Consider the following 19594-nt stretch of genomic DNA (forward strand, 5'->3'; position numbering starts at 1 on the left):
TATTTACTGGTACACAACTCCAACAACTATATTTTTACTACGCTATCGTAAGGATTTTCTGGGTCAAACTTAACGTTTACCGATTTTCCATCCGGATAACGTTGCTGTTTTTGCTTAGCGCTCAAGCTTGAACTTTCACCAAACGATGAGTCTCTTCCAGAATAAGGCGTGCCATTGACTTCATACTCATAAGTTAATTTTAAAACGTATTTAGTCTCGGTATACCTAACTTTTCTATCATTTTGTGTTTTAGTCTTTTGCTCAACCTTTTTAATAATTTCAGATGATGTGACATGCCCCTCAACAGACGGCCATTTAGAAACCTCCTGACCGCGCATACAAGCTTTTATCAAGACCACACCAAAAATAATGGCGAAAAAAGCACAAGAATATTTTTCATAAATCCCTTTATATTACAACGAATTGAACCCCCTAATATTTTAGCAAACTTGATACTGATTTGTTAACTGAAATCTGTTCTTATGTATGTCTATGTAGAAAACTAAACCATATAGTTGAGATTAGTCATCCCAATCTATTTAAGAATGTAATAACGACAAATAAAAACGCCCGAACATGCTCAGGCGTTTTTATTTGTTAGCGGTAAGAAATGACTGAATTATACCATTCCGAGTAAGTATCTGATCATTCAGCGGGAGTTCAAAGCACTGTAGGCAAGGCGAATGTTTGAAGCTAATAGTTATTCTCGGCAACAAGCTCCTGCGTTGCTCTACCTCCTGCATCCATGCAGTCGTATATCGAGAACATTCAACGTAGCATAAAGGGCTTTGAAACCCGCACTGCGTGAGGCTCTCAGTGTTTCCACTTCTGTGTTGCATTGACTTAAAAGGGAATAACCATTTCCTCATCAATGCGCCTTGAATTGAAAAAACTGAGAGCCTCTGAACTGACCAGATACTTATATGGAATGGTATTAAGCGTCCTTCTTAACAGCCTCGAGATTAGCTTTATGATCTAGCTCATTCGCTGGCATCTCTTTACCGTCATTCTTCAGGTAATGGTCCATCCAACGCATTAGGCGCAGGTGATAATCGTACTGAGCGGCAGCCTTGCGGTTACCATGGCCTTCACCCGGGTAATACACCAGACGTACAACCTTGCCCTGCACTTTCATGTAGCGGTATAGCTCCATGGACTGAGCCGGGTGAACCCTAGGGTCATCCTTACCATGCATAATAAGCAGTGGCGTTTCAGACTGACCCGCCCAGTAGATTGGGCTGCGTTCCAGGTACCACTGCCACTTATCCCAAGGGTAAGAGCGTGCATGAACCAGATGCATCTCGTTTGAGATGTCGGTCGTACCAAACTTAGATAGCTGGTTGGTCACACCGACAAACATCACGCTGGCAGCGAAATGCTTAGTCAGTTTAGTCGCCGCCCAAGCCGAGGCATAACCACCGTATGAACCACCGGTAATACCGACCTTTTTGCTATCGACTAAACCCATATCGACAAGGTGATCTTTAAACTCGACCAAGTCATCGAACTCTTTACCCGCATAATCATTCTGACCAAGCTTAGAATAATCGACCCCCTTACCTGTGCTACCACGGTAGTTCGGATAGAAGACGGCGTACCCTTGAGTCGCACCCAGCTGACCAGGACGTGAGTAATTAGTCAACCAACCGTCTTTATCATGGCTTTCAGGGCCGCCGTGAACGGACATGACAAGCGGATAACGTTGACCCTTTTTATAGTCGAGTGGGTAGATAAGTACACCCGCGATCTCGACGCCATCTTTGGCCTTGAAGGAGATAGATTCTTGTTTACCGAGACGCTTGTCATCGAGCCAGGTATTTGAGTTACTCAAGCGCGTCGCCTTAAGCTTACTGCCTCTGAGCATGTAGACTTCGTTCGGATGCTGTGCCGTATTAGCTCTTAGTGCAATGGTCTTGTCAGAATCTGAGATGCTCAGCTGTGAAGCGATAAACTTACCCGCTTTAACCACCACCTTGTAATCATTGCTGCCAGGCTTGATTAAGCCAAGCACAGAGTCGGTATCGATATTAGTGATAAAATAGAGTTCATTTTTATCATTTTTCCACTCAAAATCACTCACATGGCCTAAGTGATTTGGCAGCCACTCACTGATCTTGCCAGTTTTAGTTTCCGCAAGATATAGTCGGCCAGCAGCTGGGTCGTGCATATCTTCTGCACCTAGAATGGCGACATACTGACCATCATGAGAAAACTCGGCACCACCTAACTTACCTTGAGTAATAAATGAGGTAACCATCTTTTGGCTCGCCACATTGACGATATGCCACTGTGACTTCATGTACTTATCATCGATCAAGGCCGTTGGCTGAGTTTTCACTAACAGCTGCGAGTCATTAGCTGACCACTGCACATCCGAGACGTAATCTTCGATGTTCCAGGCAACTGGCGTGAGTGGTTTATCGCTCATCGCCAGATCGATGACGAACAGCTGCTTGTTCTCAAGATTCTCTTCGTAAACTTCGGCCATAAAACCGAGTTTTTTAAGATCTTTAACACTTTTATCTTTAGCAGGCTTGGCAATGATGGCGATCTGCTTACCGTCATTACTTAAGGCATAGCTAGCAAGATCCGTCTCTTTCAGCCCTAAGGTCTTTTGCGCCTGACCACCGTTAAAGGGAATTTGGTACAGCGAGGTGTGCTTATCTTCGCCCATCTTGGCAAGGAAATAGATCAAGCTACCATCGGCAGACCACTGAATGTTATTCACCGTCACTTGGCCCGTGATATAAGGACGCTCGACGCCTTTGTCATCGACGAGATAAAGCTCAGCCCAGTGCAGGCCATTCTCTTCTTTGTAAAGCCCACGGGGAACATAACGGGTAAAGGCAACATTATCACCCGATGGGCTAACTTGCGCCTGAGCGACTTGTTGTAAGCCGATCACCTCTTCTGCAGTTAAGGTATCACTAGCGCTCGCAGTAAAGCTAAACAGGCCAAGAGATAAAGCAATAGCATGTTTAACTGCATTCAACTGTCTCTTCATATTTTGTAAAAACTCCAATCTAATAATTATGTTGTTATTGTTATTGTTATTGTTATTGTTATTTTGCTGCTCTCGCATTGCATTGGCGCAGCATTATAGATTCATTGACAGTAAAACGGAAACAAACCTCAATGAGCATTAACCTTATAAACTTTCACTATGAATTGAGCCTGAAAAGCGAGAGACTTAAAGAGAAAAATACAGTTTGCAGCAGAATTTCAGCTGGATGAGATGAGTAGTGACAGGATGTTACAAATGGAAACCATAATAAAAAAGCTTGAGCAGTATCAAGAGAAAAATGGCTTTGACCATACGAATTACTCTACGAGGAAAGACAGCAGTGGTGACATTCGAGAAATAACCTTCAAACTCTCTGGCTGGCTTGGTCAAGTTCGTATCACTAAAGATATCGCCTCCAAACATCCGGTATTTAAGGATGGGTCGAAAATTAACTTATTGATGCTTGCTTACTTTGGCACTATGTTGGGCTATTACCTGCAGCAAAAACAGACATCATCACTCATGTTCTCCCTGGTGATTGGCAGCTATATAGTCTATTTTGCTGTAATGATACTAAGAGAGATAAAAATAACAGACCTCAAACGTTTTTTATTTGAGTAGCTCAAGCCTCTTGGCTGTCATCTGATTATTTAATCGATACCTTTTTCCAACTTGCCTAAGAGTTGGCGCACTTTGACTAGCAGCAAATAGCTAGCTGCAACTCACTTCACAGCGTCATCTAAGGCTAACTCTTCATCAAGACCTAATGCACCCACTCAATGAGGAAGCAGGGAACCGCTTGATGGTGTTAAAAATCACCTTAGATGCAATAGATATTACCGACTTCAGCCTTATTTCATGTACATCATCTATGCTTTATTCCAGCTAGGCCAAGCCGCCAATGCTACTTGTTTAACCCGCCGCTCGTGTTACACTCGGGCTCTCATTTTTGAATAGCCATTTTGATAATATTCCTATGAAACAACTGCTCGATTTTCTGCCTCTAGTCATCTTTTTTGCTGTCTATAAGTTCTTCGATATCTATGTAGCCAGTGGTGCCTTGATCGCCGCAACAGCGCTACAATTGATAGTCACTTATGCCCTCTACAAGAAGATAGAGAAAATGCATCTGGTCACCTTCGTGATGGTCACCTTTTTCGGTACCCTCACCTTAGTGTTTCATGATGACACTTTCATCAAATGGAAAGTAACCGTCGTTTACGCACTATTTGCTATCGCTCTCGCAGTCAGCCAGTTCATCAACAAACCGATCCTAAAGAGCATGCTAGGCAAAGAATTAATCGTCGAAGACAGAATTTGGGCCCATGTCACTTGGTATTGGGTCACCTTCTTCATCGCCTGCGGCCTTATCAATATTTATGTGGCCTTCAGTTTGTCTCAGGAGACTTGGGTTAATTTCAAGGTATTTGGCTTAACCGCGCTTACCCTATTGAACACCGTAATTACCGTATTTTATCTATTCAAACACATGCCTGAAGAGCATAAGAAAGAGTTAACTAAGAAGTAGTCCGGCACTGATAATGAGTCACAAGACATCAGGTCTGGGCGCTTAGCTAGCCTAATAAAAGGAACTAAAACCATGTGGTATATGATCTCATCACAAGATGTTGAAAACAGTTTAGAGAAACGCCTTGCCGCTCGCCCAGAACATCTGGCACGCCTACAACAATTGGCCGATGAAGGTCGTCTGCTAGTGGCTGGTCCTCATCCAGCTATCGACAACGAAAATCCGGGGAAGCGGGCTTTACCGGTTCACTGGTGGTTGCCGATTTCCCATCGTTAGAAGATGCTCAAGCCTGGGCCGATGTGGATCCTTATATTGCCGCCGGCGTATATGACAAGGTGATCGTTAAGCCATTTAAGCGCGTACTGCCATAACATACGTTTAGTAAAGGACTCTGAATAGATGAAAATAGTTTCTTTCAATATCAATGGTATTCGTGCCAGACTGCATCAACTTCAGGCGTTAATAGACGCCCACCAGCCTGATATCATAGGTCTGCAGGAGACCAAGGCACACGATGATGTGTTTCCGGCTGCCGATGTCGAAGCCATGGGTTACAAGGTACATTACCACGGTGGCAAGGCCCATTACGGCGTTGCCATGTTATCTAAGCTCGAACCTGTCAAGGTGCAGAAAGGCTTCCCAACGGATAGCGAAGATGCTCAGCGCCGTATGATCATGGCAAGCTTCACCCAAGAAAATGGCCGTCCGTTGACTGTGCTCAATGGCTACTTTCCTCAGGGTGACAACATCAGCCACGAGACTAAGTATCCGGCCAAGCGTCAGTTCTATAAAGACCTGATGACTTACCTGAACGAGCACCACACGCCAGATGAAGATATCGCAATTATAGGTGACATCAACATCTCACCAGTGGATCTTGACATAGGCATAGGCGAGCCAAACGCTAAACGTTGGCTAAGAACCGGTAAGTGTAGCTTCCAGCCTGAAGAACGTGAATGGCTGAAGACTCTGATGGATTGGGGATTACTCGATACCTTCCGCGAGCTTCACTCGGATCGCACTGAGCGTTACTCCTGGTTCGATTACCGTAGCAAGGGTTTTTTGGATAACCGTGGCCTGCGCATCGATGTGGTACTGGCGACTAAGTCACTCAATGAACGTCTGGTCGAATCAGATGTGGATTACGATCTTCGCGCTATAGAGAAACCATCGGATCACGCCCCGATCTGGAGTTCGTTTAGCTAACTCTATCGGTAGCTCTGGACGAGCCGACTTATAAAATTTAAAGGCCCATTGCTAGTCTACGCTGCAATGGGCTTTTTGTTCCCTCATAACCCGCACTTGATATCTCACCATTCGCCATTAACAATTGAACAGTAATAGAGTTTTTGCTCAGCAATAGCTGAGTTTGCAACCTAGGGATACTAGTTTGTCATCTTTAGTCACTATCGTTCACTTATCATTCTCTAAAAAGTAAGTAATAGTCGAGAGGCAGCGGCTAAATAATCGCTAATAAAAACTAAAATACGCGAAGTGTTAACTAGTCTCACTAGAAAACAGGAACGCGAACAAGCATTGAGGCAAGTATGGAAGCATCGTTTTGGAATGGTAAACGCGCCCCGGGGATCTCTGATTCCATAGACTTAGAACAATACGGCTCGGCTATTGAAGCCATCGAAGAAGCCTTTACCAAATACGCAGATAATCCGGCATTTACCAGTTTGGGGCACACTCTCAGTTATCAAGAGATTAACCATTACAGCGCCGCGTTTGCCCATTACCTGCAAAACCAAACATCACTCGTCCCGGGTGATGCTATCGCCATTCAGATGCTCAATACCCTGCAATACCCCATCGCCGTGTTTGGTGCATTACGGGCGGGACTGCGTATCGTCAATACCAATCCCTTGTATACCGAACCTGAGATGATTCATCAGTTTAATGATTCAGGCGCAAAAGCCCTTCTGTGTATGGATATCTTCGCCAAGTCGGTTGAGAACATTCAGACAGAAACGAGTCTCGAATTGATCATCACCACCAGCCTTGCCGATATGCTGCCCCCAGTGAAACGCGTATTGATCAACTCCACCGTCAAACACATCAAGAAGATGGTCCCCAATTACCACCTTCCTCAGGCAGTATCATTCAGGAAAGTCCTGAAACAGCATTTAGGCAAGGGATTTACCCCTGCCCATCTCGATAAACCAGACGACACCATAGTCCTACAGTACACAGGAGGCACTACAGGTGTCGCCAAGAGCGCCGAGCTCACTAATACCAACATCATCGCAAATATGCTCCAAGCCGGCGTAGTGACACATCAGCATGATGAACACGGCGCGCCTATGCTGGATGATGGACAAGCGATCATGGTCGCTCCTTTGCCCCTGTACCATATCTACTCTTTTACTGTGCATCTAATGGCATTTTTCAGACTGGGTCAGCACAGCATACTTATCGCTAACCCAAGAGATACCGAAACCTTCATCAAGGCGATGAAACCTTTTAAAATAAATGGCCTGATGGGGCTGAACACCCTTTTCGTTTCCTTGATGGAAAGTCCGAGTTTCAAACAAATCGATTTTAGTGAAATGAAATTCACCCTGTCCGGTGGCACAGCGCTGATGGACGATACCGCCAAGCGCTGGAAAGCGCTCACCGGCGTTGGTATCTCCGAGGCTTATGGCCTGACCGAATGTTCACCCGCCGTATGTATGAATCCAATTAATGGTTTAGAGCGATTAGGCACCGTGGGTCAAGCGCTGCAACACACGGCGCTCAAGTGTATTAATGCTCTCGGCGAAGAAGTACCTATTGGCGAGCGCGGTGAGCTCTGCGTCAAAGGTCCTCAGGTGATGAAAGGCTACTGGAATCGCCCTAAGGCCACCCGAGAGTCATTCACTCAAGACGGGCAATGGCTGCTCACCGGTGATATCGCCATTATCGATGAAGATGGTTTCGTCAGCATAGTCGACCGGGTCAAAGACATGATCATAGTTTCTGGCTTTAACGTCTTTCCCAATGAGATAGAAGGCGTGGTAGCGACTCACCCTGATGTGGTTAACTGCGCCGCTATCGGTGTTGAAGATACTAAAACCGGTGAGGCGGTTAAGCTCTATGTTGTCATACAAGACAATGCCTCACTGACAGGAGAAGAGATCAGAGCGTTCTGCAAGAACAAGCTCACTGGTTATAAAATCCCTCGTCAATTTGAATTCAGGAGTGAACTGCCCATGTCGCCTGTGGGAAAAATTCTTCGGCGCAAACTAAAAGATGACAATAGAGCAACAGAGGAAGCGAGCAAACAGAGCGCTTAGGGTGTCTGTTTCTATAGCCGTATCTATCTTCTATTTCTCTTTATTTGGACTTATATTTGCCGTTCTGAAGCGCCCAGGCGCTTCGCCCGTCCAACGTTTAAAGGCTCGCTGAAAAGCAGTAGGTGAGCCAAAACCTAGCAGGTAAGCGATTTCACCTAAGGTTAACGCCGTATCCTGTACATAACTTATGGCTAAGGTACGGCGAGTATCATTCAAGGTTTGTTGAAAGCTGCCGCCCTCCTCCACCAGTTTGCGCCTGACGGTCCAGGGAGCCATGTTCAGCTGCTCCGAGACTTGTTCCAGTGTCGGTGTACTCCCGTCTAGCAGAGGGCCAATGACACGGCTGACCTTCTCATGAAAACTCAATCCCAAACGCACTTTTTCCAGCTCTTCATCTGCGCCTCTTCTGAGTAACTCAAAAGTTGGCGCACTTCGATTGATGCAAGACCAAGCTAATGCTTCGGCTTTGATAACGATATAGTTGCTCGCTTGTTCAAACAGTACCGGACAATTAAACAGCTCATGGTATTTGTCTGCATAAACCGGAGCAGGAAACTCGAAGCAGACTTTCTCAATCCCATCCTCTCTGCCGCTCAAATCTTGAATTATCTGGCACCAACCAGACAAGACGGAATCGACCACGAAATAGTTATAATCGTTATAGGGCTTGATGGAATAAAACATCAACACCCCTTGGCCTTGCGCAACACCATACTCTCGACTCAGCGCCAGATACTTATCCTGCTCCATGCCAAACGCCTGACTCACAAAAAATTGCGATTGACCTCTGGAGTTATATTTATTGAGGAGCTCAAAGGTGGCTATCTGATGGCAGGCTTGCCTGAGATCTTGGGCGCTAAGCGCCAATAAGCCTGCAATCCCTAAATTGGTCGCCGTGGTGACCTCTCCCATAACCAGCCCAAGCCAAGGTAATTCACAGGCTTGTATACAGTCATGACCCAGACGCATAAATTTAGGAATACTCACCCTGGCATCGGGAGATGCTAAAGAGATTGAATCAATAGAATATTTATCCAATATTTCATCGCACTCAACCTTAAGGTGCTCCATCGCCTTGAGCATGATCTCAATATAAGAAACCGAAATGTCACCTAGCTTCATACTCGTTCACCATGTAAAAAACCTTTCATAATGCAAACAACAGTCATTAATTTGTAATCTTTAGTCATTGGCCAATCCTATCATTCGCTCTATCTTTAACCAAGAATAAATAATAAAAGGGAAGAGAGATGAGCAACTCCTATCCACATTTAATGGCACCACTAGATTTAGGTTTTCGTACAATTAAGAATCGCAGCTTGATGGGCTCGATGCACACTAACTTAGAAGAAGCCCCCAACGGATTCGAACGCATGGCAACCTACTACGCCGCGCGGGCCGCTGGCGGCATTGGTATGATAGTCACCGGTGGTTTTGCCCCCAATATCGAAGGCGGCGGCATGCCCAATGCCACCATGATCGCCACAGATGAAGATATCGAAAAGCACAAGTTAATCACCCGAGCCGTGCATAAAGAAGATGGCGTGATCTGTTTGCAAATTTTGCATACCGGACGTTACGCCTATCATCCAAAGCTGGTGAGTTGCTCACCCTTGCAGGCACCAATCAACCAATTTGTTCCCAGAGAACTAGATGAAGCAGGCATAGAAAAGCAGATCCAGGACTTCGTCAACTGCGCGCTTAACTCACAGAAAGCCGGTTATGATGGCGTCGAGATCATGGGTTCTGAAGGTTACTTCATCAATCAATTCATCTGTAAGCGCACCAATCACAGAACCGACCGTTGGGGTGGCAGCTATGAAAACCGCACCCGATTAGCCCTTGAGATAGTTCGCAGAACCCGTGAAGCGGTCGGTGAAGCGTTTATCATCATCTTCAGGCTCTCCATGCTCGACCTAGTCGAAGGCGGCAGTACCTGGCAAGAGGTAGTCGAGCTAGCTAAGGGCATCGAAAAGGTTGGCGCGACGATTATCAACACAGGTGTTGGCTGGCATGAAGCCCGCGTTCCCACCATAGCCACCAGCGTCCCGAGAGGCGCCTTCGTCGAACTCACCAAACGCATGAAGAAAGAGGTGAGCATTCCGCTTTGTACCACCAACCGCATCAATACCCCGGAAGTCGCCGAAGAGATCCTCGCCGGGGGTAATGCCGACATAATCTCCATGGCCCGGCCTATGCTTGCCGATCCTAACTTCATGGCCAAGGCTCAAGCGGGAAAATCCGATGAGATCAACACCTGTATCGGTTGTAATCAGGCCTGTTTAGATCATATTTTCCAGATGAAACTCGTGTCTTGTCTGGTGAACCCCCAGGCCTGCCATGAGACCGAACTGATTATAAAGCCCACCAAGCAAAGCAAGGAAATCGCCGTGGTTGGCGCAGGACCCGCGGGTCTCGCCGCGGCAACGACCGCAGCAAGACGTGGGCACAATGTCACCCTGTTCGAGGCCGACGACAAGATTGGCGGTCAGTTCAATATTGCCATGCAAGTACCGGGTAAAGAGGAGTTCAGCGAAACCATCAGGTACTTTAAGAAACAACTCGAGCTCACCGGCGTCAATGTCAGGCTCAATACCAGAGCCCGCGAAGAGGACTTGATTGGATTCAATGAAGTATTACTGGCAACCGGTATCATCCCTCGACAATTAGACATTCCAGGAATTACTAGCAACAAGGTACTGAACTACTTAGATGTACTAAGAGATAAAAAACCGGTAGGCAAGCGCGTGGCCATCGTAGGCGCTGGCGGCATAGGATTCGATGTGGGTGAATACCTCTCACATCAAGGGCCGTCCACCAGCCTAGATAAAGATGCCTATATGAAAGAGTGGGGAGTGGACCTTAGCGGCTCGACGCCGGGTGGTTTAATCGAACCACAATGTGAGCCCTCTCCACGAGAGATCTTTTTACTGCAACGCAAAACATCGAAAGTGGGAGCAGGTCTAGGTAAGAGTACGGGCTGGATCCACAGAACCGTGCTGAAAAACAAGGGCGTGAAGATGCTCAAAGGTGTGCAGTACAACAAGATTGATCATGCGGGACTTCATATCTCTGTCGATGGTGAAGAGCAACTGCTCGAGGTGGATAACATCATCATCTGCGCCGGACAAGACTCACATAGGGCGCTGCAGACTAAGCTTGAGGCACACAAGGTGAACGTCACCCTGATTGGCGGCGCCGATATCGCCTCAGAGCTAGACGCGAAACGGGCGATTAAGCAAGGCACCGAGGTTGCTGCAGCTCTTTAATTGCCAAATATGAGTGCTGGAGGATTGAGGTGCTAGTTCCTAGGAACTAGCACCTTCTTTAAAAATAATAGCGGCTCGCCAGCTGCCACTGCTGCTCGACTAAGTCCTTAGAGTAACCTTGTTCGGCCCTAGCGGCTCGCTCTGAGTCGATGCGGTTATATTCCATTTGCATAAACCAACCTTTACTGAATTGATAGCTATAGGAGACTGTCATCCCTTGACCCTCCTCGCTGTTATCGTCATCGAGTGTAAGGTCATTATCTGTGATACTAAAATCTTCGAATCGAGCCGATAACCTGTGTTTCTGCCATCTATGGCTAAACAAGATAAATGCCGAATCGAAGCCATTATCGACTATGTCCATGCCATAGGGAGACTGCATCAAGGTATTCCCTTTCATGTATTGAGCGATCAGCTCTATGTTATAGGGCAGACGCCACTTAGTGCCGATATGCACAAACTGAGTCAACCAGGCATATTGACCCTCTTTCACTATTCGCGTATCGGCATCATTATCGTAATAGCCCACTTCGAGTCGCCCCAGCCCCTGCATGCGCCACTGGGTTTTCACATGGTAGCCGATACGATCATCGAGCTCTAAGAAAGGATCAGACTCTTTTGCCTGAGAGCTCAATGAGCCGCCGTCCAGGCTAGGAAGCTCGCTCAAGGGCAGTTTTTCCTGAGCAAGCGTCTGACGTGAACTATTGGTCCAGCCGTGCCAGGCCAACATGGCCCCTGTGGTATCGTTATTTTGAAACAACTCGGCGGAAAATGTAAAGTCATGGCGGGAATCATGAAACTTGCCCAGATAATCCAAACTCATCTGAGCGCCAATATGGCGCACCTCTTCACCTAACCAGCTGTTGATCCCTGAATAAGTTAAGGTGTAGGGAGAAGACCAGGCGGTAGCGATATTTTCCATGGAGATCTCAGGATACAAGAACCCCAGTTTACCACTCAAACGTAATCCATTGTCCCAGGGCAGACCCTTGTATTTCAAATAGGCCTCGGTAATACCGATATTATCCCGCACCCCATCCCAATAGGCATTAGCCACCACATGGGCAGAGAGCGGACTATCCCAATCGATATTATAACTCAGACCCATTTGAGCCAGAGAGAGTTGGCCGTCCGGGTTGAATCTAAATTTGCCAAGCCCACCATCGACATAGGAGGTGATGCCGTCGGTATAGCTGGCCCTGACATCTATGATGCCAGAGATACTCTGCTCGGCAGCGAGTCCCACTGACGAGTACAAACCCAGTATCCATACCCAATATTTCATCCATGCTCCTCTGTTCTATCTTGTTCTCGATTGGTACACGATCCCTAATTAGCGACAGGGAAATAGATCAGTAACCTGACTTTGCCAACCAAGCGACTAAGGTGTCGGCATCGGCTGGCTTAGAGAGATAATAGCCTTGCCCCATTTCACAACCTCTCTCGGCGAGCCATTTCAGCGCGCCCTCATCTTCAATGCCTTCGGCGACGACACGTAAACCTAAGCTGTGGGCCAACTGTAAGGTCGAGTTCACTATGATTTGGTCATCTAAGTTAACCATCAGGTTTTGCACAAATGACTTGTCTATCTTTAACTCATCCACGGGTAACTGCTTAAGCTGAGCCAGAGACGAGTAACCCGTGCCATAATCATCGATAGATAACTTCAAACCATACTTTTTCAGCACCTTGAGTTGCTTGATGGCATTCTCAGGATCGGACACCACGGCATCTTCGGTGATCTCTAAGGTTAACGCTTCTATTGGCACATTTCTATCTGAGATAACATCCAGCACATATTGACAAAAATTGGCATCTTTTAAGTTCTCCGCCGAGATGTTTATCGCTATGCCTAAATCTATACCTTGGGCTTTCCAACTCAGATATTGATCGATAGCTTCATTCATCACCCAACGGGTTAACGCGTTCATCTGCCCCATCTGCTCGGCAATAGGAATAAACTCATCGGGAGGGATCATTCCCCTGTCGGGATGCTGCCAACGCACCAGTGCCTCCACATGGGTCACCTTATTCAAGGTTAAATCTAACTTAGGCTGGTAAAACAGCACCAATTCCCCGTGCTGTATGGCAGATTTGAGTTCGTTGATCAGCTGCAATCGCTCTAAGGTGTTCACATCTATTTGTTGATTATAGATCTGTTGCTCCAGCTTATTCTTCTTAGCATGTTGCATCGCCGTATCGGCTTGACGGAGCAAGGTTTCTAAATCACTGGGATAATGAACAAAGCTCACGCCGATGGTCAACTGTAGATGCAAGGAGATGTCTTGATAGCGATATTCGGCTTCGATATTTTTCTGCACCTTAGCCAGTAAGCTACGCAGAGCCTTAGGAAAAGTGTCTTTAAAGGCTAATACGAATTCATCGCCGCTCATACGACACACTAGGCTGATATCATCGATAGAAGACAAGCGTCGCCCTATCTCTTTTATCACCTCATCTCCCACCACATGTCCTAAGGTGCCATTCACCTCGGTCATGCGCTTAATGTTGATCAAACAGATAGCCACGGCCGATTTAGCGTCAAACCAGGGCTGAGTCACACGTTCTAGCTCGTTCTTGTTGGCTAAGTTAGTCAATGGATCGTGGTAGGCCTGAAAGGCAATCTTGCTTTCCCGGCTGAGAATCGCCCGCTGCATCACAGTAAACTCTTCGGCTAGCTCTTGCATCTCTATGCTATTGCCCACCTGCACCTTAGAGTTGTAATTACCCTTGGCAATATATCTCGCCTGCTCAATCAATAATTTAATCGGTTTAGTCACACCACTGGATATGACGAACGCCAGCAACAAGGAGATGGGTAACATCAAGACGATTAAGCCAAGTTGCTGTAGCCATTGTTTCTGAAATGACTCGAGCACGTCATAACGGGTCAGATACATGAAAGCATGCAGCTGTTTTTCGTTTACCTCTCCGAGTGCTTGATGCCACAACACATATTCGTCATTCAGTTGACCATCTCGAATATAATCAGACACGGCCCGATAATCATAGGTATTTAACCGTTCGGCTGACAAGCTGATTAACTGATTTGTTTGCCCCGAAGATGTCACCATAAAACCGGCATTGAGTCCGGTTTTCATATGTAGTGAACGCGCTAATTCATCGCCAATGATGAAGCCAAACCCCACCCAACCGATGACATTGTTGGCCCCACTGGTTAACGGGGCGAATTTAATCTGATATATGTTATCTTCCAGGGGATAAAAAGGATTGGCTCCCTGAAATTCACTGCCCAACTGATAGCGAAATACCTCGCCTTGCTCGGGTCCGACTCTCACCTTTCCCTTCTCCATCCCTTTAGTGTTGAGCATCAGCTCACCGATAATTTCACCTTCCTTGTCCACGGCGATAGCAATATCCGCATTGATACGCTTCCTGTGATTATTCAATGCCACCAGGAAGCTGCGTCTGTCGCCATCGATAAAGATATCTTTGAGGCCGAAGTCTTTGGCCGCAGTTTCCGCGAAGGCCGAGAGGTAATAATTTCGGTCGTTGTACTCGGACTTAAACACCAATTCGGCCACCGAGCGTTGATTTTTTAACTGCTCTTGCTCCAAGCGTTTATTGGCGTAAAAAGTGATGGAGAATGAGATAGCCTGTACCGCGACCAATAAGATCACGAAGAAGGCAAATATGCGCGTCTGTATTCGATTGAATAGACCGAACATCAATAACCTTCCAAAAACTCAAAGTCATCCAGGCTCTTCTGGGACGGAATATCCCCCATAAGGGCTGAAACTGTGATGGTTAACGCCTGTGTCAGCGGCAGAGTCACCCCCTGTGACAAGCTGTTGTCTTGACTTGATAGCTGAGGGTGCCAGATCACTAAAGTATAATCGGCATCAGGTGTATTGGCGAAGCTAACCCGTCCCTTCTCATCGGTTAAACCAAAGTAAGGCGTGTCAACCACCAGCAGATGGCCACTCATCCAATCATGAACATTACATCCCATGGAGACATGGCCTACCCGATCAAACACCATGCTTTTAGTGGCGTTATCTTTGCGTAACTTAAAGGAGAAGCGCTTGGGCCCCGCCGCGGAATAGATGTGGTGAGTGATATCATCATCGTTGACAAATTGCAACTCATAGCCTTTTTGCACCACTGTAATATAAGGGGTAAATTGCTTATTTCTCTGATGGACTTCTAGCGGCGCAGCCATGTTATCAACACTCTCCCCAGCAAGTTCTGACTGAGACCCAACAAGGAGTTTCGGTTGCAGATAGACCACCATATTTTTCATCGCCTCACCGGCCGAATTTACCAGCTTGATTGTTTCTGCACTCACAGCAAAACTTACCGTCATCGACAGGCTTAAAAGCAGCCCGCATAATAATGCTATCCCTCTATTTTTCACATCTACCTCAAGTCTTCTTATCACAGAATTAGTCATCACAGAATTAGTCATCACCAAAAAACGCTAACAGGAGAAAACTACCAGGTTTCATTTCGCCCGCGGGGAGCCACGATTATAAAAGAACGGAATAAACAATAATAAATTTCACATACCACTAACAAATAGTGATTATGTAGAAATAGCGAGCTTATGAGATAAATAATAGGCAATAAAAAAGCAAAACCAAGGTTTTGCTTTTTAAATTCGTGCTCAATGGTGAGATTAGCTGGTTCGATACTGCTGCAAAATCCCCTCTAACTCGGTAGATGAGTTGCGCAGTTCTTCCGCCAATGACACCGAACGCTGCGCTGTTTGCTTTATCGTTTCCGACTGTTCGCGTATATCATTGAGTTGCATGGCTATATCGCGTGCAGAGACACTCTGCTCCTCGGCAGAAGCGGCAATTTGTGAACTCATATCGAACACATCATTAGTCGATGCCGCCATAGAGTCCACATCTTCCCCCACTGAGACGATAGCGCCTCGACCCTGATCGGCCTGTTCGACTATCTCCTCTGTCACCCGAGTCAATTTAGTCGAACCAGACTGCAAGCCTTCAATCATAGACTGAATCTCCACCGTGGCCTGTTGGGTTCGCCCTGCAAGGGTTCTCACCTCATCTGCGACCACGGCGAATCCGCGCCCCTGTTCACCTGCACGGGCAGCCTCAATGGCAGCATTGAGAGCGAGTAGATTAGTCTGCTCAGATATACTATTAATGGTGGTCACTACCGCGCCAATCTCAGAGGCATTATGCGACAACTGAGAGACCGAGTCTGATGCAGAGCCAATCTTAGCCACCAGCCCAGAGATACGCTCAACCGCATTTGTGATCCGCAGTTTACTCTCTTGTGCTTGATGTGAATTAGCCTTAGTCTGCTCAGAAGTATTGGCAGCATTACTTGATACCTCTTCGATAGCGGCGGTCATCTGATCCATGGCCACAGCCACAGTATCTAAAAACTGATGCTGGAAACCTATTAACTCATCACTCTGTTTTGCTTGCTGATTAAATTCATCGGCAGCTTGAGCCAGAGTCGCGGCATTTCTGCCAATCGCAGTGACCATCTCACTCATATTATCTGCGCTGCGATCTATCTCGGTGGCGATTATACTGAAATCATCTTTACCGAAGAAATTAAGCCTTTGAGTTAGATCGCCATCGGCCAAACGTTTAATCGCGATATACATATCCCACAAGCCACCGCCTAAGGAAGTGGAGGTCCAGTAACTCAACTGGAACAGGGGCAGTAGACCCGCTAGAGCGATCCAGAACATGAAGTTAGCATCACTCTGAGATTCGGCTTCCCAGTCGGCCACATGAGTGTTGAGCTGCAGATACTGATTGCCAACGGCTGAGGTGACTGTGACATTATCCCCCGGCGAGATGAGTTCACACGGCTTACCACTTGCAGACCTTGCTCTGTGGCAAATTGACTCAGCTCATTACCTTTAATGCCCTGTGAATTGGCCACAGCCGCAAAGGTATCCACCATAGCTTGCGCCTTGGCTTGACTCGCCTGCACAGCGTGCTCTCTTGCATCATTCAAATTAACCAGAGCAATACTGGCAGTGATCAGTGCTACCAAAGAACAAACCAGCCAAAACTTACCGTTCAGGCTCAGCTTGATCATCAAGGCGTCAATCTTTCTAAATTCAATTTGTTTCATGTTTTTTACCTAGGTCCTAGTTCGGATAATCACTCTTTATAGGCGACCATATCTAATGCTGTTAATCGTTAGTGGTCGTTTGAGCGGTGACTTTATTTGCAGTTGATGTCCCCATAAACGCGCGCCATCTCTGAGTCAGACTAACAAGTTGTCCGGTTAATAAGACCATGGAGTAACCAAGCAGTGCGCCCAGTATTAATGCTGGCAAAATATTGGAAATATCACCAACCATAGCGAAAGTAATACAGCAACCGATAAAGGCGCCGGGAATGAAGGCGAGTTTATGATAGCTTGCTTGAAGACACATGCCAGATGTGACGATACCTGTGAGTAAATACCCCACAAAAGCCGACTCAAAATAACCACTGCCGCTGATCACGATCCAGGCCCAAAACACACCCGACAGGTTAGTTGCCCAACTCATGAGTACGCCTTGAAAACCTGGTTTAGGTTGAGCGAAATAGGTACTACAGGCTAGAAAGCCTATCCAAGTGACTAGACTGAATGAATCGGCGACGCCGGCCCAAACAGCCGCAAGTAGACCCGCCGAAATGGCGACTTGCCAACGATTTTCCATGTATTGACCCCTCATTACATAGGAAGAAGGCCAATTCTTATTTTTGATTGACCATTTTGTTGATTAAATTACTCCCTTTTGTAAAACAAAAATAGGATCTAGGACATAAACTCAGTATTAACTGCTGTTTAATTGGGCTCATGTCGCACTAATCAAGCATAAAGTTAACATTAAGACCATTTTACAGCATGCTTTTACTCATGACTAAAATGAAATTTGTAGTAATAAGACTAAATTTCATTCGCTGCAGCATTCAAAGAAATAGACGATTGCCTAAACACAAAAACGTAGAACTAGGCGATAGCCCCTAGGCTCGGGGATCACCAATGCAACCACAGACAAATAGGATTTTATCATTAGTTCCTGGCTTCCTAGTTTCATGATAGGTATCGACCTAAACGATGGCCTAAACACAGAAGCGTATAACTCGGAGGAAGCCCCCAGGACTCAGGAATGACCGAGGCGTCACAGACAAACAAGCCTTTGACTCCCGTCTCCAGATTTTCATCCACCAGTTCACCTATCTTGGCGCCGCCCCCGGGATGTGCAGCAAAGTGATGACTATTAAATATCTTAGTCGCCCCCGCCTCAGTCAGAATACTTCGGGCAAGCTCAGTACCACGAGCCAGCCTGAATTTATCATCTGAGGTCAGTGATTTATTGAGCCATTTCTGACTTATTTTCCCGCCCAGCTCATCTTTAACCTTCACCATGATACTTAAGGTTTTGTCGTGTGCCATAAGCCTGTCTACGCGACCCACTTGCGTCGCAAACGCCAGATACAAAGGCTTAGGCAAGGTGAGATCCGCAAGCGTTATACCTTCATCGCTCAAATGCATGCCTGCGGCCATGGGGATCTCTTGCCCGCCCATCTGATCTGGGTTGCACTCCAGATCATTCACCGTTCCCATCACGGCAATCACAGGGTCGACAAAGTAATCTTTACCAGCTTGATCAAAACCGAATGTATCTAAACCCACTGATGCTAAACATGAGTTCTGCAATATTCTCGGCGAGCCCACGCCACCCGCCGCAAGAATGACCTTGTCCCCAAGCAGAGTATGCACACTGCCAGCTTGATGATATTCGACGCCTAGGACCCGCCCATCTCTTTGTAATACCCGCGTCACCTTAGCTTTCGTCACTAAGGCCGCTGCGCTCTTTATGGCTGAATCGACAAATTCACGCGCCGTCCATTTGGCATCAAAGGGGCAACCATAGGTACAGCGATGACAAGATGCACGGCATTTATCTATATGGACAAATTTCTGCAATTTCTGCCAATCGTGTCCTAGAGACAACGCCCCCTGATGGATCCGGCCCGCTAACGGGCCAATAAGATGATCGGGCAAGGTATTGATGGGCAGCTCTTGACTCATGGCCGCTAAGTCTTGTGTCAGGTCTATGCCGTACTTTTGAAACATGGCTAGCGGCGGTGCCATGGCCGTAGCAAAGTTAATCGCCGAGCTGCCGCCGACGGTAATGCCACGCATCAGCAGTGACATGTCGGCATGCATCAAAGCTCCTCGGCCCGGAATTCCGGCAATCTTCACCATCTGAGACAATTGACCAGTCAGAGGTGCATCATCGCCCCATTCCAGCATCACCACAGATTGCCCGACTTCGGCGAGTTTTTTAGCCACACTTGCACCACCCGGTCCTGTTCCAACTATGATGACATCGACTCTTTCTGTATCAGGCTGCTTGCCATTCCCTACCAAGTTGCACACCCTCTTATTTTTAAAGTTTGAAATACCAACCTCATTAAATATTTTCTCAGTTCAGAGCCACTCAGGATTTTCAATTCAAGGCGCATTGATGTAAAAATGGTTATTCCCTTTTAAGTCAGTG

Annotated in this window: 13 protein-coding genes and 2 pseudogenes; 6 read left to right on the forward strand and 9 right to left on the reverse strand. The window is 46.7% G+C overall.

The features are described from left to right. Positions 1–26 precede the first annotated feature (26 nt). Positions 27–338 (reverse strand): DUF3592 domain-containing protein, encoded by a 312-nt coding sequence (locus FM037_RS18115; protein ID WP_144047132.1) that lies wholly within the window; start codon positions 336–338, stop codon positions 27–29. A 596-nt stretch (positions 339–934) separates the two neighbouring features. Continuing rightward, positions 935–3004 carry an alpha/beta hydrolase family protein gene (locus FM037_RS18120; RefSeq protein ID WP_144047133.1) on the reverse strand — a complete coding sequence of 690 codons (2070 nt, stop codon included), beginning with the start codon at positions 3002–3004 and terminating at the stop codon, positions 935–937. 255 nt (positions 3005–3259) lie between these two features. Between FM037_RS18120 and FM037_RS18125 the strand changes: the two genes are divergently transcribed. The 5 genes and pseudogenes from FM037_RS18125 to FM037_RS18145 all read left to right on the forward strand — a co-directional run bounded on the left by FM037_RS18125 (position 3260) and on the right by FM037_RS18145 (position 7810). Then, the gene (locus FM037_RS18125; RefSeq protein WP_144047134.1) at positions 3260–3625 is read left to right on the forward strand and encodes a hypothetical protein; all 366 of its coding nucleotides are present in this window, start codon (positions 3260–3262) and stop codon (positions 3623–3625) included. Between the two features lie 355 nt (positions 3626–3980). Further along, positions 3981–4532 (forward strand): septation protein A, encoded by a 552-nt coding sequence (locus FM037_RS18130; RefSeq protein WP_144047135.1) that lies wholly within the window; start codon positions 3981–3983, stop codon positions 4530–4532. Positions 4533–4604: 72 nt separating this feature from the next. Further along, positions 4605–4903: pseudogene (locus FM037_RS18135) on the forward strand (YciI family protein). A gap of 28 nt (positions 4904–4931) precedes the next feature. Then, positions 4932–5738, forward strand: coding sequence for an exodeoxyribonuclease III (gene xthA, locus FM037_RS18140; protein ID WP_144047136.1), 807 nt, complete (start codon positions 4932–4934; stop codon positions 5736–5738). 341 nt (positions 5739–6079) lie between these two features. Further along, entirely contained in the window at positions 6080–7810 is a 1731-nt protein-coding gene (locus FM037_RS18145; RefSeq protein WP_144047137.1) for an AMP-binding protein, read from the forward strand. Positions 7811–7840: 30 nt separating this feature from the next. On the opposite strand, the gene FM037_RS18150 is transcribed toward FM037_RS18145, so the two are convergent. After that, a complete protein-coding gene (locus tag FM037_RS18150; protein WP_144047138.1) occupies positions 7841–8932 on the reverse strand; it encodes an AraC family transcriptional regulator in 1092 nt (363 codons plus the stop codon). Between the two features lie 128 nt (positions 8933–9060). Between FM037_RS18150 and FM037_RS18155 the strand changes: the two genes are divergently transcribed. Then, positions 9061–11079 (forward strand): NADPH-dependent 2,4-dienoyl-CoA reductase, encoded by a 2019-nt coding sequence (locus FM037_RS18155; protein ID WP_144047139.1) that lies wholly within the window; start codon positions 9061–9063, stop codon positions 11077–11079. Positions 11080–11137: 58 nt separating this feature from the next. Here the strand turns inward: FM037_RS18155 and FM037_RS18160 are convergent, their stop codons facing one another. The 6 genes and pseudogenes from FM037_RS18160 to FM037_RS18185 all read right to left on the reverse strand — a co-directional run bounded on the left by FM037_RS18160 (position 11138) and on the right by FM037_RS18185 (position 19473). Continuing rightward, on the reverse strand, positions 11138–12364 hold the full coding sequence (locus FM037_RS18160; protein ID WP_144047140.1) for a hypothetical protein: 1227 nt from the start codon (positions 12362–12364) through the stop codon (positions 11138–11140). A 67-nt stretch (positions 12365–12431) separates the two neighbouring features. After that, on the reverse strand, positions 12432–14768 hold the full coding sequence (locus FM037_RS18165; RefSeq protein ID WP_144047141.1) for an EAL domain-containing protein: 2337 nt from the start codon (positions 14766–14768) through the stop codon (positions 12432–12434). Further along, on the reverse strand, positions 14768–15406 hold the full coding sequence (locus FM037_RS18170) for a cupredoxin domain-containing protein (protein WP_144047142.1): 639 nt from the start codon (positions 15404–15406) through the stop codon (positions 14768–14770). The genes FM037_RS18165 and FM037_RS18170 overlap by 1 nt, the downstream gene beginning before the upstream one ends. 312 nt (positions 15407–15718) lie before the next feature. Further along, positions 15719–17166 (reverse strand): annotated as a pseudogene (locus tag FM037_RS18175) (methyl-accepting chemotaxis protein). Positions 17167–17227: 61 nt separating this feature from the next. Next, entirely contained in the window at positions 17228–17743 is a 516-nt protein-coding gene (locus FM037_RS18180; RefSeq protein WP_144047143.1) for a DUF1097 domain-containing protein, read from the reverse strand. Positions 17744–18120: 377 nt separating this feature from the next. Beyond that, a complete protein-coding gene (locus tag FM037_RS18185; protein WP_144047144.1) occupies positions 18121–19473 on the reverse strand; it encodes a GMC family oxidoreductase N-terminal domain-containing protein in 1353 nt (450 codons plus the stop codon). Between the last annotated feature and the right edge of the window lie 121 nt (positions 19474–19594).

This window comes from Shewanella psychropiezotolerans (assembly GCF_007197555.1).
In the GTDB taxonomy this organism is placed as follows: Bacteria; Pseudomonadota; Gammaproteobacteria; order Enterobacterales; family Shewanellaceae; genus Shewanella; species Shewanella psychropiezotolerans.